The sequence below is a fragment of the Akkermansia sp. genome, from assembly GCF_020860705.1.
In the GTDB taxonomy this organism is placed as follows: domain Bacteria; phylum Verrucomicrobiota; class Verrucomicrobiia; order Verrucomicrobiales; family Akkermansiaceae; genus Akkermansia.
On record NZ_JAJBTT010000051.1, the window covers coordinates 1 to 25,902 of the forward strand.

Here is a 25,902-nt window from a genome sequence, read left to right on the forward strand (position 1 = left end):
CGGATTCCTAATCCGTTGTATATATAAAATTTTCCAGTTATTATCCGGAATGATGGCAGCATGTGGTTTAAAAAGGCTGCTATTTCCGTTGCAACTGGATTTCCCTCAAGAGGAATACGTATTAACCGAACCGGGAAAAACACTTCGTTTTTCTTAGGAAGAGGCCGGATAAAAGAAATTTCTCCAGATTACGCCGCAACGCCCGGAGATATAAATTCACCTGGAGAACCACACAGGTCCGCACCAAATAAGCCCCTCTTATTCTTCCGGATCTTCCGGAAGGGGAGGGGTGGGGCTGAGCAGGTGCTCCGTCTCCTTGGGAGTGGAGAGCACTTTGTAATACGCCCATACGGCAGCGGTTAATACGCCGCCGATGGAAACGATCATGGTGAGCCAGCCGGTAAGGGACATGATTATTTGATGTTCTTCTGAACGAGCCTGGTGACGGCTTCATCAGGCTGGACAGGATGGGCATCCTGCGGCAGGGGACGGTTCTGGAACAATTTGAAATCCGTCATTTTTGTTTCACCGCCCGTTTGGAGCAGAACGGAACCGTTGGGCTGGATCTCCGCCATGACGTTGGTGGACGGAGTGGGGTCTCCCGTGAACGTAACGCTGGTGTTGGGGAACCATTTGCCTTCCTTGTACGCGAAGCTGGGGCCGAAGAAGGCGCCGCGGGCTTTTTTGGCGGATTCAAAATTGCGCATGAAGTCTTCCACGAATCCGACGGAGAAGGAGAGTTCCTTTTCCGAGGAATGCGTTTTCCATTTGGAAATGAGATCCCAGGATTTGTCTTTGTTGTTGAAGTAAAAGCCGCTGATTTCCTTGAATTTCCCCATCTTTTTGACGCAGACGAGGAAGCGCATCTTTTCCCCGACGGTCCAGGGATAGTCCACGAAGCTTTGGCCGCCCGTTCCTTCTCCGCCAAAGCGGCCGGAGCGTGCGTTTTTGCCCAGCTCCACCAGCTTGGTACGTTCCTCTTCCGGCACGCTGTTAGGGTTGTCGCCGTGGGCCACCGGGTCCCAGATGGAAAAAATAATGACCTTTTTGCCGTTGGATTGTTCCTGGAAGCCGATGTAGCCGTCGTCAAAGTTCATGGCGCAAAAGTAGGTGCCGGGGACAGACGTCTTGGCTTTCACTTCATTGTACAGGGCGCTTGCCTGGGCGGGATGGCCCTGCTGCATGACGTGGACGGAACGGCACTGGCGCTTGGCCAGAAGTTCCGGATCCTGGGCGTGCAGGAACGTTGTGGCGGAAAACAGAGTTGCGCAGATGAGGGCTGTTGCGGAAAAAAAACGCATGGTTTTGGGGGATCGTTTAAGAGTGAGCCGCGACTCATCTCATGGAAGGGAGCCCGGCATATGATTAGTACGGACTAATTACGGTTGGTTCGGGTGCAATCTAGCATAAGAGAATCATTTTTTCAGATTTTTTTCAGCAGGACAATCCGAAAAAACGGAATAGGGATGAAGGAGAGTTGCAAGCTTTTGTGGCTACTGGAATTCCGCCTCCGAAAGGACGGCATGATACGATATTCCATTTATTCGCTTTCGCTCTATTTGTTTCTCCTGTCGCAAGGGTTTGCAATACTCCGGCAGGAAGAAGGCCGTTCCGCACGAATGCGGGAACGGCCTTCCGGATAATGAGTGGAAAGAATGTTCTTTTACCGGATGGGGGACAGGAAAAGGGGCATCAGGCCTCCCAGTACGATGAAGATGGAGAAGGCGGCCAGCATGATTCCCGAAATGACGGGCACCTGCACGGGTTCTGCGTCTTCTCCGGGCTTGTCCCAGTACATGGAACGGATGACCTTGAAGTAGTAGTAGAAGCCGGAGGCCGCACAGATAATCATGATGGGCAACATCCAGCCCAGGTACCGGCCCGTGTTAATGACGTGCACGAAGGAGATCATTTTGGCGAAGAAACCGGCCGTCAGCGGCACGCCCGCCAGGGAGGCGAACATGATGGTGACGGCAAGAGCGAGCCGGGGATTGGTTTTGCCCAGGCCTCGGAAGGCAGAGATTTCCTCACTGCCGCGCTGGATGCGGATCATGGCGAGGGCGAAGAAGGCGCCAAAAGTCATGACCAGGTACACGGCCAGGTAAAACGGGGCGTTCGGGGCCAGCCGGCCGTCCACGGTGCCGATGAAAAGGGGAAGGATGAACCCGGCCTGCGCGATGGAGGAGTACCCCATCATGCGTTTCAGGTTGGTCTGCGGAATGGCGCCCAGGTTGCCCACCAGCAGCGTAGCGGCCGCCATCAGGGCTATGACGAATTCAACGGGGGGCAGCGTGGCGAAGGGAGCCAGGATGATGCTGAGCAGGGCAAAGCCGGCCACCTTGGAGGCCACGGAAAGGAAGGCCGTCACCGGAGTGGGCGCTCCCTGGTACACGTCCGGAATCCACAGCTGCATGGGAACCGCGCCGATCTTGAACGCCGTGCCGAGCAGCAGCATGGCGAGGGCCAGGTACATGGCAGGGGCCGTCTGTCCGGCCAGGGCGTGGCTGACGATGGCTTCGTCATAGATGAAGGTGCCCGTGACGCCGAAGTACCACGCCAGGCCGAAGACGAGGAAGCCCGTGCTGACGGCTCCCAGAATCAGGTACTTGATGCCCGCTTCCGTGGAACCGAGGTTCCGGCGGAAATAGCCCACCATGATGAAGGAACTCAGCGTGAGCACTTCCAGGGAGACGAACAGTTCCACCAGGTTGGAGGCCTTGCACAGGGAGGTGATGCCCACGCAGGCCAGCAGGGGCAGGATGTAGAATTCCCCCGTGCCGTCCTGGGACTTGGAGTCGTTGGAAGAGAAGTTAATGACGGCCCGGAAGTCCACGGACAGCAACAGGGTCACTGCCGTGGCGATAAGCGCCAGAATGATGTAGACGTTGTCATAGAGTCCCTCCATGTAGAAGGGGAGCATCGCCAGGGCCCCCGCCGCGCCAATCAGCCCGAAGACGAATTTGGGCGTCTTTTTGCAGAAGGTCTCGGCCAGAAGCAGGAGCATTGCCAGGCCGGCCAGGATGAATTCCGGAATATACGCTTGCATGGGTAAAAGAAGATCAGGTTAAACTTGGATTGTATTCGGAAGGGATCAGGAGAAGAACTGGAGCACCAGCGTGGGGAAGAAGCCGAAGACCGCGAGGGTGATCGTCAGGAAGTAGTTGGCGGCCCGTTCGGCAGGCAGCAGTTCCGTAGCGTAGGCGGCGGCCCTGGACAGGTCCCCCTGGAAGATGTTGCGGTAGGCCCTCAGCATGTATACCGCGCCGATAACCAGGCCCCAGAGGCACAGAATCGTGGCGATCTGGACGGGACCGAAGCCGTTGTCAAAGCCCGCGAATCCGGAGAAGAAGACCATGAATTCCCCGGGGAAGTTGGCGAGGCCGGGAAGGCCGATGGAGGCCATGCCCGCCAGGCCGAAGACGAAGGCCATGCGCGGCAGCCTGGTGCTCAAGCCGCCCAGGGAGTTGATTTCCAGCGTGCCGGTCTGCTTTTCAATCTGTCCGCAGAGCAGGAAGAGCAGGGCAATCGTCAGGCCGTGGGCCAGCATCAGCAGGGCCGCGCCTTTCAGCGCCCAGGGATTGGCTTCCGCAGAACCGGAGACTACCAGCGCGGCGAAGGCCAGGAAGATATATCCCATGTGCATCACGGAGGAGTTGCCCAGAAGCAGGTCCAGCCTTTTCTGGTTCACGGTCACATAGCCCACCCAGAGGACGTTGCAGACGAGCAGAACGAGGAGGATGTTTGTCCAGGGCAGGAAGCCCGTTTCCATCAGTGGCTGGAACATGAAGAGGCCGTACAGGCCGAATTTCTTGAGGACGCCTGCATGCATCATCGCCACCGGAGCCGGAGCGGACGCGTAAGCGGGGGCAGCCCAGGAATGGAACGGGAACAGGGAGATCAGCGTGCCGAAGCCGGCGATCAGCAGGGCTCCGATCAGTTCCGCATGGGCGAGCTGCTGGCCGCCTGCCATGAAGTCTTTCAGCCCGGAGAAGGTGAATCCCGCCTGCGCGCCGATCATCAGCAGGGCGGCCAGCAGCACCATGGAGGCGAGCCCCAGGTAAAGCGTAGCACGCCAGGCCGTGGTGCGGCGGTCTCCGCGTCCGTACAGGCCGATCATCACGAAGGTGGGGATCAGCGCCAGTTCATGGAAGGCGAAGAAGGAAATGATGTTGTCGGACAGGAAGGCGCCGGTGGCTCCCGCGGAAATCAGCAGAGCGGAGTTGTACCAGGACGCTTCCCCTCCCTTGGGCGGGTTGGTGCCCAGCACCGTGGCGAAGGTCACCAGGATGGTCAGCAGGAGCATCACTTTAGCCAGGGCGGGGGCCAGCGTCAGCTGGAGGTCCATCCCCTGGAAGCGGGACCAGCAGGAGGAACAGTCGTCAAAGCTAACCAGGGCCCAGATGCCGAGGGCCAGCGTCAGCGTGGCACTGAGCAGGGCTGTCGGGCGTGCGGGCGCCTTGCACAGACCGATGAGGGCCGTGGCAATCAGAGGAATGAGAACAAGCCAGATAAGCATGGTGTGTGATTGGTTGGTGGTTAGCAGGAATAGAAGACGGTGAAGTAGATGACCAGAAGCAGGCCGATGCCGAACAGGGCCGTATAGGCGGCCATGCTGCCGGACTGCAGGCGGCGCAGCAGGGAGCCAACGGCGGCGGTGAGCCGCGCCAGGCCGCCTACGATCAGGCCGGAAATAATGAACTGGTCCATGAAGTCAATGATAGCGGCCACGGAGCCCTGGACGCCCCTGACCAGCACCTTGTCATAGAACCAGTCGATGTAGAGACGGTTAGCCAGCGCACGGGAAACGGCATTGCCGGAAAGCTTGTCGGAAGCCGGGGACCCCGCATAAAAGACGGCGGCCAGCAGGATGCCGAGGATGAGCGCTCCCAGGGAGACGTAGAAAGGCATGCCCATGTGGAAGCTTTCGGAGACGAATCCGTTGAAAGGCACCAGCTTGTCAGCGATGAAGCCGTAGCCGGAGATGAGGGCCAGCACGGCCAGGATCAGCAGGGGAACCAGCATGAAGCCGCCCACTTCCCTGGCGTGTTCCGCGCTGTGGCTGCGTTCCTTCCCGAAGAAGACCACGAAGATCACGCGCATCATGTAGAAGGTGGTCAGCAGGGCCACGCCTGCGCCAATCCAGAAGAAGACCGGATTGTGGTGCAGGGCCGCCTCCAGGATGGCTTCCTTGGAGAAGAAGCCGGACGTGAACGGAATGGCGATGAGCGCCATGGTGCCGATGATGAAGGTGAGGGAGGTCAGCTTCATGCGCTTCATGATGCCGCCCATTTTCCAGATGTCCTGTTCATGGTGGCAGGCGAAGATGATGGCGCCGGCGCCCAGGAAGAGCAGGGCCTTGAACCAGGCGTGGGTGAAGAGGTGGAACATGGCCGCTTCCCCGGCCAGCAGCCCCAGGGCCATAACCATGTAGCCCAGCTGGGAGAGGGTGGAATAGGCCAGAACGCGTTTGATGTCATTCTGCTGGGTGGCCATGAAGGCGGCGATGATGGCCGTGATGGCGCCGATGACGGCAATGACGTTGCAGGCCAGGGCGGGGAAGGCTTCCACGCCGATGGAGTACTGGACGCGCACCATCATGTACACCCCGGCGGCCACCATGGTAGCCGCATGGATCAGGGCGGATACCGGGGTTGGGCCTTCCATGGCGTCAGGCAGCCAGACGTGCAGCGGGAATTGGGCGGATTTGCCCACCGCCCCGCAGAAGAGGCAGAGCACCATGATGTTCAGCATGGTTTCACTGAGGCCCGCGGGAATGGCCATCAGGCTGAAGTCCAGGGTATTGGTCAGCGCCCAGAGGGTCAGGATGCCGATCAGGAAGCCGAAGTCCCCCACGCGGTTGCAGATGAATGCCTTTTTGGCAGCGTTTGCGGCGGCGTCCCTGGTGTACCAGTGGCCGATGAGCAGGTAGGAGGAAAGGCCCACCAGTTCCCAGAAGATGAAGGTCATGGCGATGTTGTTCGCCAGCACGATGCCCGTCATGGAGAACATGAAGAGGCTCAGGCACGCAAAGTAGCGCGTTTTCGCCTTGTCATCCGCCATGTAGCTCAGGGAGAAGATGTGGACCAGCAGGCCGATGCCCGTGACCACCAGCATCATGCGCGTGGACAGCGGGTCCAGCACAAAGCCCAGGTCAACGGAAAAGACGTCGGAAATGGGCAGCCAGGAGAAGGAGTCCGAGCCTGTCTGGTCCAGCAGCCCCAGGGAAAGGAGGAAGGTCGCCAGGCAGGAGAACGTGGAAGTGAGGGCCGCGATGTTCGGCCGCCGGGTCAGAAGGAACCAGTCGAAAGCGGCTACGACCAGCGGCAGGAAGAGCAGAAGCCAGGTGTATTGAATATCAATGTTAAACATGTTCGTGGAGTGTGTATTGCTCTTAGTCTTTCAGCGTATTGAGATCCTGCGTGCTGACTGTGCGCCTGGCCCGGTACAGGGAGACGATGAGGGCCAGCCCGATGGCTACTTCCGCCGCGGCGATGGTCAGGATGAAGATGGACAGGGCCTGCCCGTCATAGTTCGGCAGTCCCATGGAGCCCTGGGCACGAGAAAACGCCACCAGCGAGAGGTTGGCTGCGCTGAGCATCATTTCCAGGCACATGAAGATGACGATGATGTCACGCCGGACAATCACTCCCATCAGACCGATGGCAAACAGGACGCCGGAGAGGATCAGGTAATGCGTAAGAGGTATCATGATGATGGCTGTGGTAAGGGTTCTGGTTATTTGCCGGAGGGGCGGCGGCTCAGCACCACGACGCCGATGGAGGCCACCAGCAGGACCAGCCCGGCGATTACCAGGCTCCGGTTGTACTTGTCAAACAGGGTGCGTCCCAGCAGGGCGGTGTCCGGGAATTCCCCGTTGTCGATTTCCGCGCGGATGGTGGTGCCTTCCGGATAGAGGTGTGCGGAACATTGGGGGGAAATGGGAGGAAGTTTGACGGCAGGACTCAAAGAAGACGCAAGCAATTCATCTAGCATCTCCTTTGTTATATTATAACTTGATGTTCTGCGACTTGATGTCATAAGTCCTCTATTGTCGCAGTTTGACACGGCGCATGAATGCACGGTGTCTTTACAAGGTTCATTCTGTCCGATTTTCAAGTCATTCCACGCCTGTTCCGCGCTGGCCATCGGGCAGCGGTGCGTTTCCTTCGCGCCGGGCAGGGAGTAGATGATGCCGATGAGCTGGCCGAGGAAGAGTCCGGCGATGATGACGCCGATGGCGACGGAAACGGGCCGCCGGAAGGGGGAGTTTTCCCGTTTCACGTTCAGCAGCATGATGATGAACGCGAAGAGAACCATGATGGCTCCGGCGTACACCAGAATTTGAAGGATACCGAGGAAGTGGGCCCCCAGGCCGATCATGACGGCGGCCGTGGCTCCGAAGGAGAGGGCCATCATCATGGCGGAGGAGACGGGATTGCGCATGAAGACGACCATCAGGGACAGGATCACGGCCAGGGCCCCGAAAACGTAAAAGAGTATGTCACTGGCAAAAATGTTCATAACGTACAGGAAATTGAGTGAGGTGTTCGGGCTTGGTTATTTGTACTGGTTCCATTTGTTGATCAGCCCCTTGCGGGTGCCGCCCAGTTCGTAGAGCCTGGCCTTGTTGTGGATGGCCTGGGATTTGTCCGTGGGGGTGAGCAGGTAGTCCTGGCTCATGAAGATGGCCTGTTCCGGACAGGCTTCCGCGCACATGCCGCAGTAGATGCAGCGGAGCATGTCTATCTGGAATTCCTTGGGCGCTTTTTCCACCTTTTCCCAGGGGCCTTCCTTGATGGCACCTGGGGTGATGGTGATGGCGCGGGCCGGGCAGATGAATTCACAGAGCTGGCAGGAGACGCAGCGTTCGCGTCCGTCTTCCCCCTTCACCAGCACGGGATAGCCGCGGTAGTATTCCGGCAGGTGCTTGTCCCAGCGGAATTCCGGGTACTGCATCGTGACGCCGATGCCGGAGCCGGCCATTTCCTTCTTGTTGCGGGATTTGCCCAGCAGGGCCAGGACGAGGTGCTTGATAGTGATCCAGAGACCGCCCAGGATGGATTGCAAGTAGAACCGCTCTCCGAGGGAAATCTTCGGGCGCTTGATCGTTTTGAAGGCCATAATAGTGATGTTGTCGGGATGAAGAAGGTTGATTACTTGACGAAGTACAGGATGGCGGCCGTGATGAAGATGTTGATGACGGCCAGTTCAAAGAAGACCATCCAGCCGAGCTTCATCACCTGGTCGTAACGGAAGCGGGGCAGCGTCCAGCGTACCCAGACGAAGAAGAAGGCGAAGAAGAGGAGCTTGAGCACGTACGCAATGAGCTGGCAGATGACCGCCACCCAGTTGGCCACATGTTCGTTCAGCCAGCCGTCCAGGCCGAAGCCGATGGACCAGCCGCCCAGGAACAGGGTAATCACGAGGGAGGAGCCCACCACCATGGCGGCGTATTCACCCATGAAGAACTGGGCGAATTTCATGGAGGAGTATTCCGTGTGGTAACCGCCCACCAGATCCGTTTCACATTCGGACATGTCAAAGGGCGTGCGGTTGGCTTCCGCGAAGATGGACGTCAGGAAGATAATGAAGCTGATGGCGATGGGAATCAGCAGAATCCAGCGCTGCCAGCTCAGGCCTTCCCCCCACACGGGGAGCAGAAGCCAGCCGTTGGCCGCCTGGTATTCCACGATGTTGGACAGGTCCAGCGTGCTGTAAATCATCAGCACGGGGATGATGGACAGGCCCATGCTGATTTCATAGGAGATCATCTGGGCGGAGGAACGCACGCCGCCCAGGAAGGGGAACTTGGAGTTGGAGGACCAGCCCGCCAGCACCAGGCCGTATACGGAGAGGGAAGAGATGGCGAACATCCACAGGGGGCCTACGCTGAGGTTGGCCACAGCCATGTTCACGTTTCCGTAGGAAGTGTGAAGGTCTCCGGCGAAGGGGACGACGGCCGCCGTCATCAGCGGCGGGGCCAGCACCAGGATGGGAGCGATCCAGAAGTACGCGCGGCGGACGAAGGGAGGGGTGAAGTCCTGTTTCAGGAACAGCTTGCCGCCGTCCACCATGGGCTGCACCAGGCCGAAGATCGGAATGTCCCGGTCCAGGCGGAAGAAGCGGCACAGGCCGGCGATTTTGCCGTCGTGGGGAAGGCCGAAGTAGTCCAGCGTCTTTTTAAAAGGCAGGTCGGACTTCATGCCGAAGCGGCGGAAGATGCTCAGGGGGATGCCGGCGCGGTTGGGACCCACGCGGTCCTGGATCCAGGCGGCCACCCGCCGTTCAATGTACACGCAGATCGGAATGAACAGAATGGTGATGGCGAAGCAGATGACGATCTTGATCAGCAGGGTGATGATGTAGAACCAGATAGGGTTGCTGAGCACCTCGTCGCAAAAGGTTAGAATCGAATCAATCATGGCGGATTAACAGGTTGTGTGCGTGTGAAGTGTGATTAGCGGCCCTGGTTTTTTTCACGTTCCACCACGGGAATGGTGACGCCGGTTTCCAGAATGGGCTGGCCCCCGTCTCCGATGGAGCCCCAGGTAACGCCGTGGAGAGCGTCGTATTCCGTGCTCATGACGGTGAGGACGTCCAGGGCGGAGTTAAAGTCCTTCAGTGCCGGATTGCCCCCCAGGGAAAGGGTGAGGTCCCGGAGAATCTGCCAGTCGTCCCTAGCGTAGCCCACGGGCTGGATGGCCCGGTTCAGGCGCTGGATGCGGCCCGTGACGTTGATCATGGTGCCGAATTTTTCAGCGTAGGTAACGCCCGGAAGGACGAGGTCCGCGTGGCGCGCCGTTTCATTCGCGCTGTGGGCGGTCATGAAGAGGTAGTCCAGCTTGTCCAGGTCTTCCGCCGTGAAGCCTGCTTCCGGGGCGGTGAGGTCTTCTCCCAGCGTGAGAATGCCCTTGATGGAGCCGTTGCGCACGCCGTCGCGGATGGCGGCCAGCTTAGAGCCGGGTTCAATGCCCAGCACCAGTCTGGCCCCGTTCGTGTTCGGGTTGCGGTCCGCGGCGATCAGCATGCCGTCGCTTTCACCCGTGCGGGGGACGATGTCCACCTGGTCCGTGCCGATTTGGGCGGCCAGATGGCGGACCATGTAAAGTTCTTCATTGGTCATGCGCCCGGAGGCGATGATGGCGATCTGGCCCGGGGAGATGCGTTTGACGGCTTCCGTGAGGGAGGCCAGGGCGGGTTCCCAGGTGGATGGGCGGTGGGGAGCGCCTGCGTCCGTACGGATGACGGGCTGGGGGATGCGCGTTTCCGCGTTGATGTATTTGTAATTCAGTCGGTGGGAGTCCGGCATCCAGCAGGAGTTCACGGCGTCGTTCTGGCGCGGAGTGATGCGGTACACCTTGTCTTCACGCGTCCAGAGGGTAATGTTGGTGCCCGTGCCGCAATCCACGTCAATGGTTTTGGTTTCCTTCAGGAACCACACGCGCATCTTGAAGCGGAAGTCCTTGGAGGTGAGCGCGCCCACCGGGCACAGGTCCACGGTGTTCAGGGAATAATTGCTGTCCAGCTCCCGGCCCGGGTAGACCGTGATGGCGTTGAAGGTGCCGCGCTGGGACATCGTCAGCACTTCGTCGTGCATGATGTCGCGCATGAAGCGCACGCAGCGGCCGCAGAGCACGCAGCGTTCCTGGTCCAGGTTCACGCGCGGGCCGATGCTCAGGTTCTTGCCCTTCTTGGTCTTGCCTTCCTCATAGCGGCCTTCCACCTGTCCGTAGTCATTGGAGTATTCCTGGAGCTTGCATTCCCCGGCCTGGTCACAGATGGGGCAGTCCAGCGGGTGGCTGGTCAGCAGGAATTCCAGCACGCCGCGACGCGCTTCACTGGACAGCGGGCTGTCCGTGCGGATACCCATGTTTTCCGCCACCGTATTCGCGCAGGAGATAATGGGGCGGGGCATCCACTGGATGTTCTGGTAACCGCGTTCATCATAGGAGGGCGTCTGGCCCGGCGCCAGCCTGGGCGGCATCCCCTGTTCCACCAGGCACATGCGGCAGGAGCCGACGACGGCCAGCTTGGGGTGGTAGCAGAAGCACGGAATGGGCACGCCCACGGAACGGCAGGCGTCTGCAATCCGCGTTCCGCGGGGGAACTGGTGCCACGTTCCGTTGATTTGGACGTTCACCTTGCCTTCCGCGGCGGCAATGTCTTTGGGGAGTTTGGAAGCTTCTTCACTCATGATGACGGATGGGAGGGAAATGGAATTGAAAACTGGTGTTGCGTTCTGCTGTTAGCGGGTGAGGTAGCGGGTCTGTTCCCTGCCTTCCCTGGTGTGGGGCAGGCAGGCGTTAAAGGGATCCGTCAGGGCCAGGAATTCCTCCTTGAACTTGGAGACCATGGCCTGGGTGGGCCAGGAGGCGGCTTCACCGAAGGCGCAGACCGTCTTCCCTTCAATCTGGTTGGCCACTTCAATCAGCAGATCCACGTCGGACGGGGCGGCCTTGCCCTCCAGGATGCGGGTGCTGAGCTTCATCATCCACGGGCAGCCTTCCCGGCAGGGAGTGCACTGGCCGCAGGATTCATGGGCGTAAAAGCGGTTGATGTTGTTGATAGCCCAGGGCATGGAGCGGGAATCGTCCATGACGATGACCGCACCGGAGCCGGACATGGAGCCGTGCTGAGCAATGCTGTCCAGGTCCAGTGGAATGTCGAAGAAGGAGATTTTGCCCGTGGATCCGTCCGGATTCTTTACCTTGTACTCCACGTCCGTGCGCATCACCTTAGAGGAGGAGCCGCCGGGAATGACGGCCTTGAACTCACGGCCGTCGCGGGGGCCTCCGCAGACGTCGTACAGCAGTTCGCCAAAAGTCATGGACCCGGAAATGATTTCATAGAACCCCGGGCGCTTCACGTCGCCGGAAACTCCGATGATGCGGGTGCCGGGGGAGCGTTTGGCTCCTTCCTGGCTGTAGGCTTCCCCTCCCATGGCGATGACGTGCTTCACCTGGCAGAGGGATTCCACGTTGTTCACGATGGTGGGACAGCCGTACAGGCCGATGGCGGCCGGGAAATAGGGGGGCTTGATGCGCGGGTAGGGGCGCACGCCTTCCAGAGAGTTGATCAGGGAGGTTTCTTCACCGCAGATGTAGGCGCCGGCGCCGCGGTGCAGGTGGATTTCCAGATCATAGCCGGACCCCAGGATGTTTTTGCCCAGGAAGTTGCGTTCGCGGGCTTCCTGAAGGGCCTTGAGCATGGTTTCCGCGGCAAGGGGGAATTCCTCGCGCATGTAGATGTACGCCAGGTGCGCGCCCACTGCGTAGCAGGAGATGATCATCCCTTCCAGAAGCTGGTGGGGATCCTGATGGACGACGAAACGGTCCTTGAAGGTGCCGGGTTCGGATTCGTCACAATTGCAGATCAGGTAAACGGGCTTGGTGTTGTTCGGCGGAATGAAGGTCCACTTCACGCCGGTGGGGAAACCTGCCCCGCCGCGGCCCCGCAGGCCGGATTTTTTCACCTCGTCAATAATGGCCTTCGGCTCCATGCCGAGCGCCTTTTTCAGTTCTTCATAGCCGTCGTCGGACAGATAGCAGTCAATGGAAGTGTTCCAGCCTTCGCGATTGACGTTTTTCAGGATGCGGCGCGTTTCCCTGGGGTGGGGTTCTTTACCGGGAAGATAGGTGATGCTCATGGCGAAAATCTGGTGCGGATGGGGTGGAAAAGGTTAGGCGTTCTGGTGCTTGGCGATCACTTCCTCCAACAACTCCGGAGTGACTTTTTCATACAGGAGGTCATTGACCATCATGTTGGGGCCGAAGCCGCAGTTGGCCAGGCATTCCACTCCCTCCACGCTCCACAGGCCGTCAGGGCTGACGCCGATGGGATGGTGGTGGTCAATGCCGCCCTTGTCAATGCCCAGGCGCGAGCAGATGGTGTCAAACAGGCTGTCCGCTCCCGCCATGGCGCAGGAAAGGGTGCGGCACACGCGGATGTGGGTCTTGCCAGGGCACATCTGGCGCAGGCCGGGATAGAACGTGACCACGCCCAGCACGTGGGCGGCGGATACGTTCAGCTTTTCCCCCACCCAGGCAATGGCGTCTCCGCAGATAAAGCCGAATTTTTTCTGGATTTCATGCAGGATGGGAAGCACGGCGGACTGCTGCCTGCCTTCCGGATAGTGCGTGATGTATTCGTTTGCGGCGGCGTCAAGTTCCGGCGTTACTTCAAAAGCCGGGTAAAACCGTTCGCCCGGGCTAGGCTGGTGGGCGATAGTCGCGTCGATGGCGTTTTCAGCGTAATCGGACATGGGGAGAAAATTTGGTGTTTGTGTTGGAAAGAAAGAGGAAGGCGGTTGTTTAGCGGTCGCATTCGCCCATCACGAAGTCGAAGGAGCCGAGAATGGCCGGAACGTCAGAAACCAAGTGTCCCTTCAGCAATTCCGGCAGGATGGACAGGTTGCAGAAGGAGGGGGAGCGCATGCGCAGTCGGTTGGGCAAGCCGCCGCCCTTGGAATCAAGGAAGAAGCCCAGCTCTCCCTTCGGGTTTTCCGCGGCGAAGTAAACCTGACCGGCGGGAGCGTTCACGCCCATGGTTGTGGTCATGAACTGGCGGATGAGGGATTCCATGTCTGTCATCACCTTCTTCTTTTCCGGAAGCGTACCCTTGGTATCCACCATGTTGATGGGGCCGTCCGGCATCGTTTCAATGACTTGGCGGATGATGCGCAGGGACTGGCGCATTTCTTCAATGCGCACGGTGAAGCGGTCGTAGCAGTCGCCGTATTCGCCGATGGGGACGTCGAATTCGTAATTTTCGTAACCCAGGTAGGGGTTGGTCTTGCGCAGGTCGCGCTTGATGCCGCTGGCGCGCAGGTTGGCGCCGGTAAGACCCCAGGAGAGCGCCTTTTCACGGCTGATGACGCCCACGCCCTGGAGGCGGTCGATGAAAATCTTGTTCTTGAGCAGCAGGGCTTCCGTTTCATCCAGGGTCTTGCCCGCCTCATCACAGAAGACAAGCACTTCCTTCAGCATTTCGTTCGGCACGTCGCGCGTCTGGCCGCCGATGCGGGTGTAGGAGGAAGTGAAGCGTGCTCCAGTGAGCTGTTCGTAGAAATTATGGATTTTTTCACGTTCCTCATAGCAGTACAGGAAGACGGTCATGGCGCCTACGTCCATGCCGTACACGCCCACGCCCAGGATGTGGGAGGAAAAGCGGGAAAGCTCCAGGGCCAGCACGCGCAGGGCCTGTCCGCGGGGCGGCAGTTCCCAGCCCAGCAGTTTTTCCACCGCGCAGGCATAGGCGATGTTGTTGGACAGGGGGGCCAGGTAGTCAAAGCGGTCGGTATAGGGGACGAACTGATTGTACTGGATGGTCTCGCCGATTTTTTCCATGCCGCGGTGCAGGTGGCCCACCACAGGATCGCAGCTGATAATTTCTTCACCATCAAGTTCCAGTACCAGGCGCAGCACGCCGTGAGTGGCAGGGTGGGAGGGGCCCACGTTCAGGGTCATCGTTTCTCCGAGCGGTTCGGATGTATTGGTGAGATAGTCTGCGTTAGCGGCTGTATCTGCAATGGCGAAAGTTTTAGTGCTCGTCTTCATGTGGATGTCCGTGCCTGGCTGAACCTGATAATGGTGCCGAATGATTATGCCACTTCAGACCATGCGGGCAAGCCAAATGTCAGTTTTTTTGGCATTCCGGGGGAGCTTTCCACGTTGATGCGGAAGTCTCCTCAACTTATGAATGTTAGATTCTTCTAACATTAAATACCTGCATGGGAGAGGAGGAATAGGAGGCGGAACGCATTTGGAATCCCATGCTATCTGCAATGGCAGGAAAAATGGGGGGCGGGAATATATTTTCCCTGTCCATGGGGCTCCGTGTCCGGGAAAAGAGGGCGGCGGATTTCCCGTCATGAAACTTTTCTGTAGCAAAATGGAGGAGATATTGATGATTTTCTTTATTGCTTCATGTTTTTGCAAGGAGAGGGAGGCCCTTGCTCCCGGGAAGAGGGTATATGGGGGCAAAATATGGGGAAGGATTTATACTGTGGCGTCTCAAGACTGCCCCGTTGGAAAGAGAGGCGGTTATGGAATGCTACAAGTCTCTGCGGCTTCTGAGGAGGCTGAAAGGTCAGAATCTACCTTTTTACAAGGGCCGGGAGGCCCTTGTTCCCAGGATTAGGGTATGTGGAGAAAATATGGGGAAGGAGCTATCTTCGGCGTCCAAGATTGCTCCATGGAAAAGGGAGTTCTCCCTCCGGGGTGCTGGAAAGCGGCCGCGTTCGTCAAGGTTTCCGGTTTGCCGCCTATCCTGTTAGCCGGCGGAAGAGTCGTCGTGAAGAGATTCCGGAATTATTTGACGACGTTCTGGGGAATGAAGTGCATTTCCTGCTCCGCGATGCCGAATTGCCAGGTGGCCGTCTGCCAAAGATTGGCGGAAAGGTTTTTCCACCGGACCTGGACGGTTACGGGACTGAGGCGGAGAGGGCGGGAAGGAGTCCATTTCAGGATTTTCTCCTTGGGATCGTACTGGGCGTTCACCAGGCCGAAGCCGGAGACGCGCATTTCCACCTGCTTGGGGTCGAAGGAAGGTTCCCTGGCCAGGGAGATGGAAATGTCCGGCGTCTGGTTCTTCACGACGGTATTGGCCGCCGGATAGACGGGCTGCGCCGGGGCGGGATAGGAATTCAGGCTGTTTCCATGGTTGCCGGGGGTGGCCGACGGCGTTTCCGGAGCGCTGGGAAGGTTGAAATTCATGGCTCTGGTGAATGTCTTGGGATCCTTGCCGAAGACCATGTAGCGGTGGATGCGCCAGCGGTCCGTATCCTTGGTGACTTTTTTGGGAATGACCGTGAAGGCCGCCTGGAACCCGGCTTCCTCCGCCTTCGTGATCATGTCCGGCAGGACGAATCCGCCCGGATAGCAATAGGCCTCCACGGTGGAACCGGGGAATTTTTCCTGAAGGATGGTGCGGGAATTGCTTATTTCCGCTTCCGCCAGGTCCAGAACCGCCTGCGTTCCCTTCCGCTGGGCGGCGCGCCAGGATTTGGGGTACAGGTGGCTGACGGAATGGCTGCCCAGCGTGGCTCCGTTATTCAGCATTTCCTGAATCTGGTCATGGCTCATGGCGGAACCGCGTCCCGTAATGAATTTGGTGTAAGGGAACACGGTAAAGGGAAATCCCGTTTCCTTGAGGATGGGATAGGCGTCCGTGTAGACGCTCTTCCAGCCGTCGTCAATGGTGATCATCACGCATTTGGCTGGAAGCTGCCTGGTTCCCAGTTTCCATTCCAGGAACTCCTTCATGGAGATGACGGGCACACCGCTGGCTTTCAGCGCCTGCATCTGGGCGCGGAAGACGTCCGTGTTCATGCGCATTTCCGTGGCGGGAAGGGTGCGGCTGAAATCATGGTAGCCCAGAATGGCTACGCGGGTTTCATGCTGGGGTACCGGAACGGGTGAAAAGGCCGTGGGGGGAATGACGGGGACCGCTCCCGCAGGAGCCGCCGGGGCATGCAGGTTCGTTTCACCGGGAATCGGCTCCGCATTCGGGATAGGCTCTGCAGACGGGACGGAGGCGCCCGTTTCACCGGGAATGGGTTCCGCCATGGGAATGTTTTCCTCCCCCCGGTTGGCTTCGATCAATTCTTTGACGGGAACGATTCCGGCAGCGGGATCCCCCTTGATGGTGCCTCCGGTGACAGGTCCCGGAGCCAGGGGAAGAGGAGCGGCGGGGGGCAGGTCCGGCGGAAGTTCCGCGCATGCGGCACCCGCTGCAATCATGAAAATGGAAAGGAAGCTTAGGGCGGAGCGCATACCTGCAACTACTATTTTTAAGTTTCCTGTTCAACCTTAAACTAAGGCAGGCATGACAGCCTTTCCCCTGCCGCGTGCGCTCCTTTTCAGGTCCGTACGGGTTTTTCCGGATGGAATGCGTTCCCTTTAAAAAGTATGCAGACTCATTTTCAGCTCGCGGAAAAAAGGGGAGGCGTTTAGTCTGTCCGCAGACATGAGCTGTATTTGTCATTTCTTCAAAGTTCTGGCGCGTCGGACGGGTCTGCTCACTGCTGTGGCTGCTACCTCCTTTCTTTTGGGCGCGCCGGCTGGTGAAGCTGCGGTACGCGTGACGGAACCTGCCTATCCCGCCACGGAAGTGGGAGGGGAATCTCAATACAGTCATTTTCCCATTCCCCTGAACCAGTACAAGCCCACTCCTCCGGACGCCAGCCTGTCCCAGGTGCTCAGTGAACGCAATGAGCAATCCGGAGGCTTCAACCTGGCCGTCACGCTCGTGTTCCTGGGAGCCATCATTCATACGTTCCTGGCAGGGCGGTTTGAGCGCTATTCCCACAAGCTGGCCCTGCGCTACAAGGAAAAACTCAAGGAAACCAACTTCCGCGTGATGCATCCGGAAGAGCGTCTTCCGGTCTCCTTCGCCTCCGCCATCTTCCATTTCCTGGGGGAAGTGGAAGCCGTTTTTGGCATCTGGATCATTCCCTTCATGTTCGTGTGCTGGAAGTATTATTCCTTTGAAGACTTCTCAGCCTATTTGAATTACGACTGTTCCTTCACGGAGCCCATGTTCGTGATGATCATCATGATCATTGCCTCTTCCCGGCCTATCTTCAAGCTGGCGGAATCCGTCGTGAACTGCGGCGCCAAGCTCGGGAAAGCCACTCCCGGCGCGTGGTGGATCTCCGTGATGTGCCTGGCCCCCCTGCTGGGTTCCCTGATCACGGAGCCTGCCGCCATGACGATCGGGGCCCTGATCCTGAGCAAGAAGTTTTACGACCTCAAGCCGAAAAAGACCCTGATGTATGCAACGCTGGGGCTGCTCTTTGTGAACATTTCCATTGGGGGCACCCTGACGCATTTTGCCGCTCCTCCCGTAGTGATGGTAGCGGAAAAGTGGGATTGGGGTTTTGCGCACATGATTGAGCACTTCGGCTGGAAGGCCGTTTCCGCCATCGTCATCTCCAATCTGGCCTACTTCTTCCTCTTTCGCAAGGAATTCGCCCGTCTGGCTACCCAGCAGCGCGAATTCAACGAGTTTGACGACGCCGTCCCCCAGTCATGGGAAGACCGCAATGATAAGATACCGGTGTGGGTCACTCTGGCGCACGTCTGCTTCCTGACCTGGACGGTCCTGTTTGCCCATGAACCGGTCATGTTCATCGGCAGCTTCCTCTTCTTCATCGGCTTTACGGTGGCTACCCCCCAGTACCAGAACCAGATGTCCCTGCGCGTTCCCATGATGGTGGGCTTCTTCCTGGCGGGCCTGGTCATTCTGGGCGGCGTTCAGGCCTGGTGGCTGGAACCGGTGCTGATGCGGCTGGGGGATTATGCCATGATCGGCGCCACGCTGCTGACGGCATTCAACGATAATGCCGCCGTCACCTTCCTGGCGTCCACGGTTCCCAACCTGCCGGAAGCCGTCAAATATTCCGTGGTGGCCGGCGCCGTGACGGGCGGCGGCCTGACGGTGATCGCCAACGCCCCCAACCCGGCGGGGCAGGCCATTCTGGGCAAATACTTCAAGGGCATCAATCCCCTCTGGCTGTTTGTCTGGGCGGCCTTTCCCACCGCTGTCGTGTTCATCTTCTTTACCTGCTTCGGCCATTAAGGGCCGGAGACGGACGTTACTCTTATGTTTACCGGACTCGTTGAAACAACAGGAACCGTGGAGGGGTTTGCGCCCATCAATGGCGGAGCCAGACTAACGCTGATCATCCCGTTCGGCCATGAACTTTCCCTGGGTGATTCCGTCGCCGTTAACGGGTGCTGCCTGACGGTGGACGCCCTGGACGGCGAGCGCGTCTCCTTTGACCTGCTTTCCCAAACGCTCCGAGTCACCAGCCTGGGCAATCTCCAGCCGGGAGGTCTGGTGAACCTGGAACGCGCCATGTCCGCCATGGACCGCTTTGGCGGACATTTCGTGATGGGGCATGTGGACAACACAGGGACCATTGCGGCCCTGGAGCCCGTGGGGCAGGACCACCGCCTGGAGGTACGCATCCCGGATGAACTGGCCCGCTACTGCATTGACAAGGGCTCCATTACCATTGACGGCATTTCATTGACGATTGCCAATTTGAACTGCTCCCTGCTGGAATTCTGGATCACGCCTCATACATTCGGCCGCACCAACCTGCAACAGGCCGTTCCCGGCCAGCCCGTAAACCTGGAAGTGGACATGCTGGCGAAGTACGTGGAGAAGCTCTTCGCCGCCCGTGAAAAGGCGGAGGGTTAAGCGTTTCCGCGGGGATGGAAGTAAACGGAGAAGTCCCTGGACGAGTTTATTTTTTGCCGGGAAGCCTGCGTTTCCCAAGTTCCCTAAAGAGGCATTATACTGGGAATTAGGGCCTCCCAGCCCTAATAAAGCATTGTTGAAGGAGTGCTCGCAAGGATAATGGGAAAGAGCAAGTGATGGCAATGACCAGGGCCGGGAGGCCCTGGCTCCCAGGTGAGGGAAGTGGCTTGACGGAAGGAAAGAGCTATTCCCATGTCTTGGGAGAAAACAACATGCCGGAAGTTGGAGGGGCTCTTGGTAGAGAAAGAACGGCGCGCTTAAAGCCGGATCAGGAAATAAGAAATGCGGAACAGCGTCTCTTATTTGGCTATCCCGCCCTTGGCCGTCACCCATTTGCCACGTTTGACGACCCGTTCAAAGAACAGTCCATGACGTTCCGCGGCCGCCTTCGTTTCCTCCCATTGGGAAGCCAGAATGCCGGAAATGACCAGCACGGCATCCTGCTTCATGGCCGCGATGATGCGCGGAAAAGCTTGTTGCAGGATGGTGGAAAACAGGTTGGCGACCACGAGGTCTCCTTTCTGGCGTTCCGCGGGCGTCCATTCAAAAACGTCTCCGACAAATAAATCCAGTTGTTCTACGGTAACATCATTACGTTCCATATTGTGGCGGGCCACTTCAATCGCCATGGGGTCAAAGTCGAAAGCGGCGGCGTGCCGTGCCCCCAGTTTCAGCGCCGCAATCGCCAGCACGGCGGTTCCGCAGCCGATGTCTGTGATGGTCCAGTCTGTTCCCTTGCGGGACTTGGCAAAGTCACAGATGAAACGCAGGCAGGTGGAGGTGGTGGCGTGGTCTCCGGTGCCGAAGGCCATTTCCGCCGGAACGCTCAGGATCCGGCGTCCGGGGAATTGTTTCCGCAAGGCGTCCAGCTTTTCTGCGGAACTCTGTTCCGTAATGACGAGGGAATTTCTGATTTTGAGCGGAGCGCGTTCTTCCCGGTTCTGGGCAGCCACCCAGTCATGCGTTTTAATTTCCCGGACGGACCCACCGAAGTATTCCTTCAGGATGGCGGCGTCTTCCTCCCGGTCGCAGTAGACGGTGATTCTGATAGTCTTGCCCCCCTTGATCTGCGTAATGACGGCGTTCGGATTCCCGGCAATGCGTTCGCTCCAGGCGTCCTCCCATTTGGCGGCGGACAATTTGTTCCAGCTCCAGCTCATGAAGGGAGTATGAAGGCTTTTCCTCCCGGAGGCAAGAATGGATGCGGAACGGAGAGAGGCTGGAATTATTTTAACAAAAGCTTTCCATAACTGGAGAGTAAATAGGGTCAGGGCTTATTCGACATCCTGCGGTTTGTGCAAAAAGGCTGTAGTTTAAAGAGGATTCCTGGCAAGAGCTAATGGAGGGCGGATTTGGAATCCGAAGTCAACAGAAAAATCTGGGAAAAAGTTGGTTAAGGGTAATAGGGAATATAAGGATGATGGGAATAATAGGGGTCGGCAAAATTGCCCTATGGTCCCTATTATCCTCATGTTCCCTATCAATAGGCATTTTTGATGGCGGCGCGGACTGATCACGGATTCCAAAACCGCTTTTCTGCTGTTTGGGAAAAGTTGATGTAGTCGAACGTTTTTCCGTTTTTTAATCAAGCCATGAAAAATATTCTTTTTTCCACTTCGCTGTTTTGTTTATGCGCGTCTACCGCCTACCCGCAGCTTGAAGAGCAAAACGCCTCGCCATCCACCGGGAACGATGCGAGGACGGGCAGTGTCCGGACTACGTACATGACCGTCGAAGAGGCGGTCGCGGCGATGAAAGCCGTCGACATGGCTACCGTTCTTTCCGGCAATGTGAACGCGGAAGAGACGCTCGACTCCGGCAATTTGACGGTATCGGGCGTTCTGTACGGCGGCGGCGATGTGCGCGCGCAAAACCAGGCCTATACGAGCAGCGACGGTACGCCGCATGCTTACGATGTGCGCGGCGACAAATTGACCGTCACCGGCGGCGATGCCGCGACAGGCGTGCTCGTCAGAGGATTTGACAACGACAAGGCACAAGGTGATCCGCGCGTGGAATACGGCGTATTCGAACTTGAATCCTTGGGCGGCTCCGCTTTCGGCGTGTTGCACCAGTCTCTGGGGACAAGCATGGAGTACAAGGGCTTTTACGGTATTTCCGACTCGAAATTTTATGTTACGGCAGATGGCGGCGCCGGTCACATGGCCGCCGGTGTCTATCACGAAATGGGGAAGAAGAATGGCAACAATGTCATGGGCGCTTTCGACGGTACCCATGGCGTCTTCAAAAACAATACGTTCGAAATCAACGGCATGGGAGATACCAGTGCCTACGGTATTTACGGCGGCGATCTCCATGTTGTGCTCGAAGGGAACGTTTTCAACGTAGCGAGTGCGAGCGGCAACGCCTGCGGCATCTATCTCGTCAACGGCGTTGGTGAGAAAGCGTACTCCGACTACTTGAACGGCATCGGTTCGGGCAACACGATTGCCGCCACGGTGACAGAAGGTAAAAACAATGGCGAAGGAACGACCGCCGTCGGCATCTACCTCGATTCAACCATTCAAACAAACATTGCAGGAGAAAACACGATCAGCGCCCGAAACGAGGGCACGACACCCGGCAACAAGGCCGTGGGGATGTACATCACCCGGAATGCGCATGTCGACGGAGGCATTCAGAACGCCGTGATCAGCGCCTGGTCGGCGGGCGACGCCGCGATCGGGATAGCCATGGATTACTGCCCCGATACGGGGAATCTTTCCACGAGGATCGGCAATTTGGAAAACGTCACGATTTCGGCGACTTCCGAAAAGGGCCGGGCCATCGGCATCGGCGTGTCCTTCACCGATCCGACCCTCACACAGTCGGGTTACAAGGGAAAAATAACTGGCGAAATATCGGTCGCCGCCAACGGCGATGTGTTCGGGTTCGTTTACGGCAGGAACGTGAGCGGCGATCTCTCGGTGGGCGGTATCGCCCTGTACAGCGAAAACACGGGAGATTCCTCCTCCTTCGATATTTCCGGGGGTGAGAATTTGACGTTGAAAGCGACGTCTCTCGGCCATTCAGCCGGTGCGGATTCCAGTCTCAATCCTCCCTCGGGCAACAGGGCGTACGGGTTTTACGTGGGCGATCCGGATGGAGAACTTCTCGTGTCCTACTCCGGAGAGATCAAGCTCCAGCTTCAAGCCGAAGCTCAGGGAGCTGCTTACGGCGTCTTCGCTTATCAAAACGCCTGGATTGGGGGCGTCAATCAAGTTTCACATGTTACGGTCAACAGCATTTCCGATTCGGCCTACGGGATTTACGCGTCGTCGAATTCAACGATCGGCTCCTTGTATCATCTGCAGGGAGCCGTGACGGTGACGACGGCCGGTACGGGCAAGGCCTATGGAGTTTATCTCGAAAACGGGGCGACTGCCGGAGATGTTTACGGGAGCATTGATCTGGAATCGGCGCTGGGAACGAGCGTCGGCGTCTACAAGAGCGCCGGGGCCAAGGCCGGCAGGATGTCCGGCGATATGACGATCCGCTCGCATGGGGACGGGGCTTCCTACGGCGTTTTTTACGGTGACGGATTCAATTTGGAAAGTTCGTCGATCGGTTATTACAATGCCGAAACCGGCGATTCCTCCGGCTTTACCTTCGCCTCGGGGCAACAAATTACGGTGGCGAACAAGGGCGAGGCCTATGGCGCCTACATCGGCGCCGGAAGCAATCTCGCCGACTCGATCATGAATCACTTTTCCGTCGAAAGTGAGACCTCCAACGCTTACGGACTCTATGTGGAAGGGACGGCCGAACATCCCGCATCGGCAGCTTCGCTCGATCGGGTGCGATTGGAAGCCAAGACCCAAACAGGTTCGGCTTACGGCATCTACGCGACGGGCAATTCAGAGCTTAAAAACGTGTCCGCGTGCGAAATTGCCGCGTCCGGAACAGGCGCGGCCTCGGCCTACGGCATTTATGCCGACGGAAACTCAACAATCAAAGTGACTCAGGGCAACGTCAACGCGACTTCGGAGGCAGCGGCCTACGGCGTGTACGTCAAGGACAACGCCAACATAAGCCTGACGGGCGACATCAGCGCGACGAGTTCGACGACGAGCGTCGGCGTCTACAGCGATTCGACTGAGGATTTGACATTCGCCGGAGCCGCTACCGTGACCGCGAGGAAGGCCTCGGGGCAGTACGGCGACTCGCTGCGCTCGGCGGGCGATTTGACCGTGCACGGCACAAGCGAAACCGTCGCTCTCACCGGCAACATAGCGACCCCCAATGCGGTGTTGACGCTGGCGGACGGAACCTACAGTCTCTCCGCCGACAGCATCGACGCGACCGCGTTCAACCTCGGTTCGGCGTCCGGCAACGCCAGCCTGAACATCAAGGACAACGTGTCGTTTACGGGGAACGAACTCAATTTTTACGCGGCGAGCGCGAGCGACTATTCCCGAATCACGGTCGATTCCGGAAAAAGTTTCGATTTGTCGCAACTCGGCAGCCTGAACCTGTTTCTGGGCGCCAAGTTTTCGGCGGCCGGCGACTATCTGGGGCTGATTCAGGGGAAAATCAACGGGCTGAGCGATATGCCCGCTGTGAACGTCCGTTACATCAACGAATCTCCCGGCTCCCCCACGCTGAGCTGGAACACCGTTTACAATGATAACGGCTTCGGCGTCAAGTTCGACCTTCCGACGGGCCTTGTGATCAAAGACGACCCGGCCTACGGGAATATCGATCATGACGTGTTCGTCGTTTCCGCGTCGAAAGAAGTTGCCGCGAAAGGCGTCGAGATCACTCGGTCGACGGTCGGCGACGTCACGGCGAACATAGGTGCACAATCGACAGTGACCAATGCCTATGGCATCTGGGTCGACAACCTCGGCGGGGCGGGAGGCAGCGTTCTCGGTACCGTTTCGGGAACGATCGAAGTTTCGGGCGCCGGCGTCAATTCGGACACAGTCAACTCCTACGGCGTGCTCCTAGGGGATCAGGCCAAATCGAAAGACAGCGTGGGCCTCTACAATGCGGCGACGCTCAATTCGGAGGGTTTCGATATCGACTGGGCGCACGTGAACATTTCGGCGGCCATGACGACTCATGGCGGCAGCAAGTTTAATGCCGCCTATGGTCTGTCTAGCTACCAGTACCTGAGCATGCAAGGATTGGAAGGATTTGACATTGGAGGCAAAATCAGCGCTTTCAGCATGGGAGGCACCGCAATCGGCATCAGCCTCATCGCTGACGAATGGGGAAACCTGCTTTCGACCGCCAGAATCGAAGCGAGCGGGGAGAATGCAAGCGTGTGGGGTATTGATCTGAGCGGCTACTCCATGATGTATACGTTCGAACACGGCTCGGAAATCAGCGCGTCCACGACCGGAGAGAAGGTCGCGACCGGGTTGCACCTTTATATGGGATCTACCTTGAGCATCTCGTCGAAGATCAGCGCGTCGGCGGAATCGGGAACGGCGTGCGGAATCGACATGTCTGTCGATTCCGCCATCTACGATTCAGATCGTAACGGGATAGCCATGGATAGAGCGGCGATCGAGGCCAACTCGGCAAAGGGTACCGCCTACGGCATCAGGATCAATCAATCCATCATCGAAGGAGCCATCGAAAACACGAGCATTGTCGCCGCGTCTGCCGAGGGCGATTCGTATGCTCTTTATCTGGAGAATGTGCAGGGCCAGACCTTCGTCCTGTCGGGAGACACGAGCCTGAAAGGCAAGTACGCCGTTTACAATACCGGCAATGGAAGCGACAATCCGACGGTTCAACTCAAAAAGGGAGCCGCCGGAACGTCGAACCTCCGTTTTGACGGCGCCGTCAGCGGCGTGAATCTCAAGGTCGATGCTGGCGTGAAGGCGTCGTTTGATAATTTCTCGTCGGCGTCGGGCAGCGTCAAAATCGACAACGAAGGCGCTCTCGTCATGAAGGCGGGCTCCTCCCTCGCGGACGTCACGCTCACCGGCGGCGGCTGCTTCCAGCTCCTGCACGGAACGTACGACAAGGCCTCCCAAAAGCTCGCCTATGCCTCCAACTCGCTGACGGCGAGCTATCTTCCAGATGCGAAGACGATCAATTTCGGTGATGAAGCGGGAACCGGCATCGACACCCTCTACTTCCTGAACGGAAATCGCGACCTCGCCTGCGAAATATCCTTTGATCACAGCTTGTCCAATATGGCGTTGAACACGTTCACCTTTGACGATTTTGTCGTCAACGGGAAAAACACGCTGGCCGGATATGCGACGACCATGACGTCTTTGCAGCCCGGATCCGATTTAACTGCGAACGTAGGAATCTGGCTCAATTCCTCGGAAATTGCCTCTCTTAACGACATTGAACTGTGGAAAGGCATGTGGAACGAAGATAGTCTTGTCTGGTCGCTCGTCGACGAGGAAATGCTGGACAACGTTACCTACGAGTCCAAAACCGGCTTTTTGTCGATAGCCAATACGGGCGATTGGGCGGCCTATGCCATTACTGCCGCCGTGCCGGAACCCGCAACATGCACCATGCTTCTCGGAGCATTCGCATTCGGCCTTGCCTATCGGCGCAGGAAATAGGGGCCGTCCTGAATGCGCCGGGCTTTTCCGTTCCGGACACGGATATGCCGCGCCTGTTTGAGCTGTTCAAACAGGCGTGGAGGCCAGCACAAGTTTG

At 58.1% G+C, this 25,902-nt stretch carries 19 protein-coding genes; 4 read left to right on the plus strand and 15 right to left on the minus strand.

The window, feature by feature from the left end:
* Positions 1-258 precede the first annotated feature (258 nt).
* From LIO64_RS11685 to nuoD, 13 genes are all read right to left on the minus strand, one after another.
* Positions 259-411 (minus strand): hypothetical protein, encoded by a 153-nt coding sequence (locus LIO64_RS11685; RefSeq protein ID WP_290549627.1) that lies wholly within the window; start codon positions 409-411, stop codon positions 259-261.
* A 2-nt stretch (positions 412-413) separates the two neighbouring features.
* Positions 414-1,301, minus strand: a complete 888-nt coding sequence (locus tag LIO64_RS11690) for a DUF3472 domain-containing protein (protein WP_290549628.1) — start codon at positions 1,299-1,301, stop codon at positions 414-416.
* Between the two features lie 362 nt (positions 1,302-1,663).
* Positions 1,664-3,046, minus strand: a complete 1,383-nt coding sequence (locus LIO64_RS11695; protein WP_290549629.1) for an NADH-quinone oxidoreductase subunit N — start codon at positions 3,044-3,046, stop codon at positions 1,664-1,666.
* Positions 3,047-3,091: 45 nt separating this feature from the next.
* Positions 3,092-4,516 carry a proton-conducting transporter membrane subunit gene (locus tag LIO64_RS11700; protein WP_290549630.1) on the minus strand — a complete coding sequence of 475 codons (1,425 nt, stop codon included), beginning with the start codon at positions 4,514-4,516 and terminating at the stop codon, positions 3,092-3,094.
* Between the two features lie 20 nt (positions 4,517-4,536).
* Complete coding sequence (gene nuoL, locus LIO64_RS11705; RefSeq protein WP_290549631.1) at positions 4,537-6,369, minus strand: NADH-quinone oxidoreductase subunit L; 1,833 nt, start codon at positions 6,367-6,369, stop codon at positions 4,537-4,539.
* A 22-nt stretch (positions 6,370-6,391) separates the two neighbouring features.
* Complete coding sequence (gene nuoK / locus LIO64_RS11710) at positions 6,392-6,709, minus strand: NADH-quinone oxidoreductase subunit NuoK (protein WP_343230504.1); 318 nt, start codon at positions 6,707-6,709, stop codon at positions 6,392-6,394.
* 26 nt (positions 6,710-6,735) lie between these two features.
* Positions 6,736-7,521, minus strand: coding sequence for an NADH-quinone oxidoreductase subunit J (locus LIO64_RS11715; protein ID WP_290549632.1), 786 nt, complete (start codon positions 7,519-7,521; stop codon positions 6,736-6,738).
* A gap of 36 nt (positions 7,522-7,557) precedes the next feature.
* Entirely contained in the window at positions 7,558-8,121 is a 564-nt protein-coding gene (locus LIO64_RS11720; RefSeq protein WP_290549633.1) for an NADH-quinone oxidoreductase subunit I, read from the minus strand.
* A gap of 32 nt (positions 8,122-8,153) precedes the next feature.
* The gene (locus LIO64_RS11725; protein ID WP_290549634.1) at positions 8,154-9,422 is read right to left on the minus strand and encodes a complex I subunit 1 family protein; all 1,269 of its coding nucleotides are present in this window, start codon (positions 9,420-9,422) and stop codon (positions 8,154-8,156) included.
* Between the two features lie 35 nt (positions 9,423-9,457).
* Positions 9,458-11,194 carry a molybdopterin-dependent oxidoreductase gene (locus tag LIO64_RS11730; protein WP_290549635.1) on the minus strand — a complete coding sequence of 579 codons (1,737 nt, stop codon included), beginning with the start codon at positions 11,192-11,194 and terminating at the stop codon, positions 9,458-9,460.
* A gap of 51 nt (positions 11,195-11,245) precedes the next feature.
* On the minus strand, positions 11,246-12,646 hold the full coding sequence (gene nuoF / locus LIO64_RS11735; protein WP_290549636.1) for an NADH-quinone oxidoreductase subunit NuoF: 1,401 nt from the start codon (positions 12,644-12,646) through the stop codon (positions 11,246-11,248).
* Positions 12,647-12,679: 33 nt separating this feature from the next.
* A complete protein-coding gene (locus tag LIO64_RS11740; protein ID WP_290549637.1) occupies positions 12,680-13,261 on the minus strand; it encodes an NAD(P)H-dependent oxidoreductase subunit E in 582 nt (193 codons plus the stop codon).
* A gap of 49 nt (positions 13,262-13,310) precedes the next feature.
* The gene (gene nuoD, locus LIO64_RS11745) at positions 13,311-14,555 is read right to left on the minus strand and encodes an NADH dehydrogenase (quinone) subunit D (protein ID WP_290549638.1); all 1,245 of its coding nucleotides are present in this window, start codon (positions 14,553-14,555) and stop codon (positions 13,311-13,313) included.
* 313 nt (positions 14,556-14,868) lie between these two features.
* Between nuoD and LIO64_RS11750 the strand changes: the two genes are divergently transcribed.
* Positions 14,869-15,138, plus strand: coding sequence for a hypothetical protein (locus LIO64_RS11750; protein WP_290549639.1), 270 nt, complete (start codon positions 14,869-14,871; stop codon positions 15,136-15,138).
* A gap of 170 nt (positions 15,139-15,308) precedes the next feature.
* On the opposite strand, the gene LIO64_RS11755 is transcribed toward LIO64_RS11750, so the two are convergent.
* Positions 15,309-16,739, minus strand: a complete 1,431-nt coding sequence (locus LIO64_RS11755; protein ID WP_290549640.1) for a polysaccharide deacetylase family protein — start codon at positions 16,737-16,739, stop codon at positions 15,309-15,311.
* A 226-nt stretch (positions 16,740-16,965) separates the two neighbouring features.
* Between LIO64_RS11755 and LIO64_RS11760 the strand changes: the two genes are divergently transcribed.
* Both LIO64_RS11760 and LIO64_RS11765 read left to right on the plus strand, forming a co-directional pair.
* Positions 16,966-18,579, plus strand: coding sequence for a putative Na+/H+ antiporter (locus LIO64_RS11760; protein WP_290549641.1), 1,614 nt, complete (start codon positions 16,966-16,968; stop codon positions 18,577-18,579).
* A 24-nt stretch (positions 18,580-18,603) separates the two neighbouring features.
* Positions 18,604-19,206, plus strand: coding sequence for a riboflavin synthase (locus LIO64_RS11765; RefSeq protein ID WP_290549642.1), 603 nt, complete (start codon positions 18,604-18,606; stop codon positions 19,204-19,206).
* Between the two features lie 359 nt (positions 19,207-19,565).
* Here the strand turns inward: LIO64_RS11765 and LIO64_RS11770 are convergent, their stop codons facing one another.
* Entirely contained in the window at positions 19,566-20,426 is an 861-nt protein-coding gene (locus LIO64_RS11770) for a 50S ribosomal protein L11 methyltransferase (protein WP_290549643.1), read from the minus strand.
* A gap of 432 nt (positions 20,427-20,858) precedes the next feature.
* On the opposite strand from LIO64_RS11770, the gene LIO64_RS11775 reads away from it, so the two are divergent.
* Positions 20,859-25,805, plus strand: a complete 4,947-nt coding sequence (locus tag LIO64_RS11775; RefSeq protein ID WP_290549644.1) for a PEP-CTERM sorting domain-containing protein — start codon at positions 20,859-20,861, stop codon at positions 25,803-25,805.
* Positions 25,806-25,902 lie beyond the last annotated feature (97 nt).

Excerpts from the sequence above, each read along its gene's own strand:
- LIO64_RS11685 (WP_290549627.1), bottom strand. The coding sequence starts at position 411 with ATGTCCCTTACCGGCTGGCTCACCATGATCGTTTCCATCGGCGGCGTA.
- LIO64_RS11690 (WP_290549628.1), bottom strand. The coding sequence starts at position 1,301 with ATGCGTTTTTTTTCCGCAACAGCCCTCATCTGCGCAACTCTGTTTTCC.
- LIO64_RS11695 (WP_290549629.1), bottom strand. The coding sequence starts at position 3,046 with ATGCAAGCGTATATTCCGGAATTCATCCTGGCCGGCCTGGCAATGCTC.
- LIO64_RS11700 (WP_290549630.1), bottom strand. The coding sequence starts at position 4,516 with ATGCTTATCTGGCTTGTTCTCATTCCTCTGATTGCCACGGCCCTCATC.
- nuoL (WP_290549631.1), bottom strand. The coding sequence starts at position 6,369 with ATGTTTAACATTGATATTCAATACACCTGGCTTCTGCTCTTCCTGCCG.
- nuoK (WP_343230504.1), bottom strand. The coding sequence starts at position 6,709 with ATGATACCTCTTACGCATTACCTGATCCTCTCCGGCGTCCTGTTTGCC.
- LIO64_RS11715 (WP_290549632.1), bottom strand. The coding sequence starts at position 7,521 with ATGAACATTTTTGCCAGTGACATACTCTTTTACGTTTTCGGGGCCCTG.
- LIO64_RS11720 (WP_290549633.1), bottom strand. The coding sequence starts at position 8,121 with ATGGCCTTCAAAACGATCAAGCGCCCGAAGATTTCCCTCGGAGAGCGG.
- LIO64_RS11725 (WP_290549634.1), bottom strand. The coding sequence starts at position 9,422 with ATGATTGATTCGATTCTAACCTTTTGCGACGAGGTGCTCAGCAACCCT.
- LIO64_RS11730 (WP_290549635.1), bottom strand. The coding sequence starts at position 11,194 with ATGAGTGAAGAAGCTTCCAAACTCCCCAAAGACATTGCCGCCGCGGAA.
- nuoF (WP_290549636.1), bottom strand. The coding sequence starts at position 12,646 with ATGAGCATCACCTATCTTCCCGGTAAAGAACCCCACCCCAGGGAAACG.
- LIO64_RS11740 (WP_290549637.1), bottom strand. The coding sequence starts at position 13,261 with ATGTCCGATTACGCTGAAAACGCCATCGACGCGACTATCGCCCACCAG.
- nuoD (WP_290549638.1), bottom strand. The coding sequence starts at position 14,555 with ATGAAGACGAGCACTAAAACTTTCGCCATTGCAGATACAGCCGCTAAC.
- LIO64_RS11750 (WP_290549639.1), top strand. The coding sequence starts at position 14,869 with ATGAAACTTTTCTGTAGCAAAATGGAGGAGATATTGATGATTTTCTTT.
- LIO64_RS11755 (WP_290549640.1), bottom strand. The coding sequence starts at position 16,739 with ATGATTGCAGCGGGTGCCGCATGCGCGGAACTTCCGCCGGACCTGCCC.
- LIO64_RS11760 (WP_290549641.1), top strand. The coding sequence starts at position 16,966 with ATGAGCTGTATTTGTCATTTCTTCAAAGTTCTGGCGCGTCGGACGGGT.
- LIO64_RS11765 (WP_290549642.1), top strand. The coding sequence starts at position 18,604 with ATGTTTACCGGACTCGTTGAAACAACAGGAACCGTGGAGGGGTTTGCG.
- LIO64_RS11770 (WP_290549643.1), bottom strand. The coding sequence starts at position 20,426 with ATGAGCTGGAGCTGGAACAAATTGTCCGCCGCCAAATGGGAGGACGCC.
- LIO64_RS11775 (WP_290549644.1), top strand. The coding sequence starts at position 20,859 with ATGAAAAATATTCTTTTTTCCACTTCGCTGTTTTGTTTATGCGCGTCT.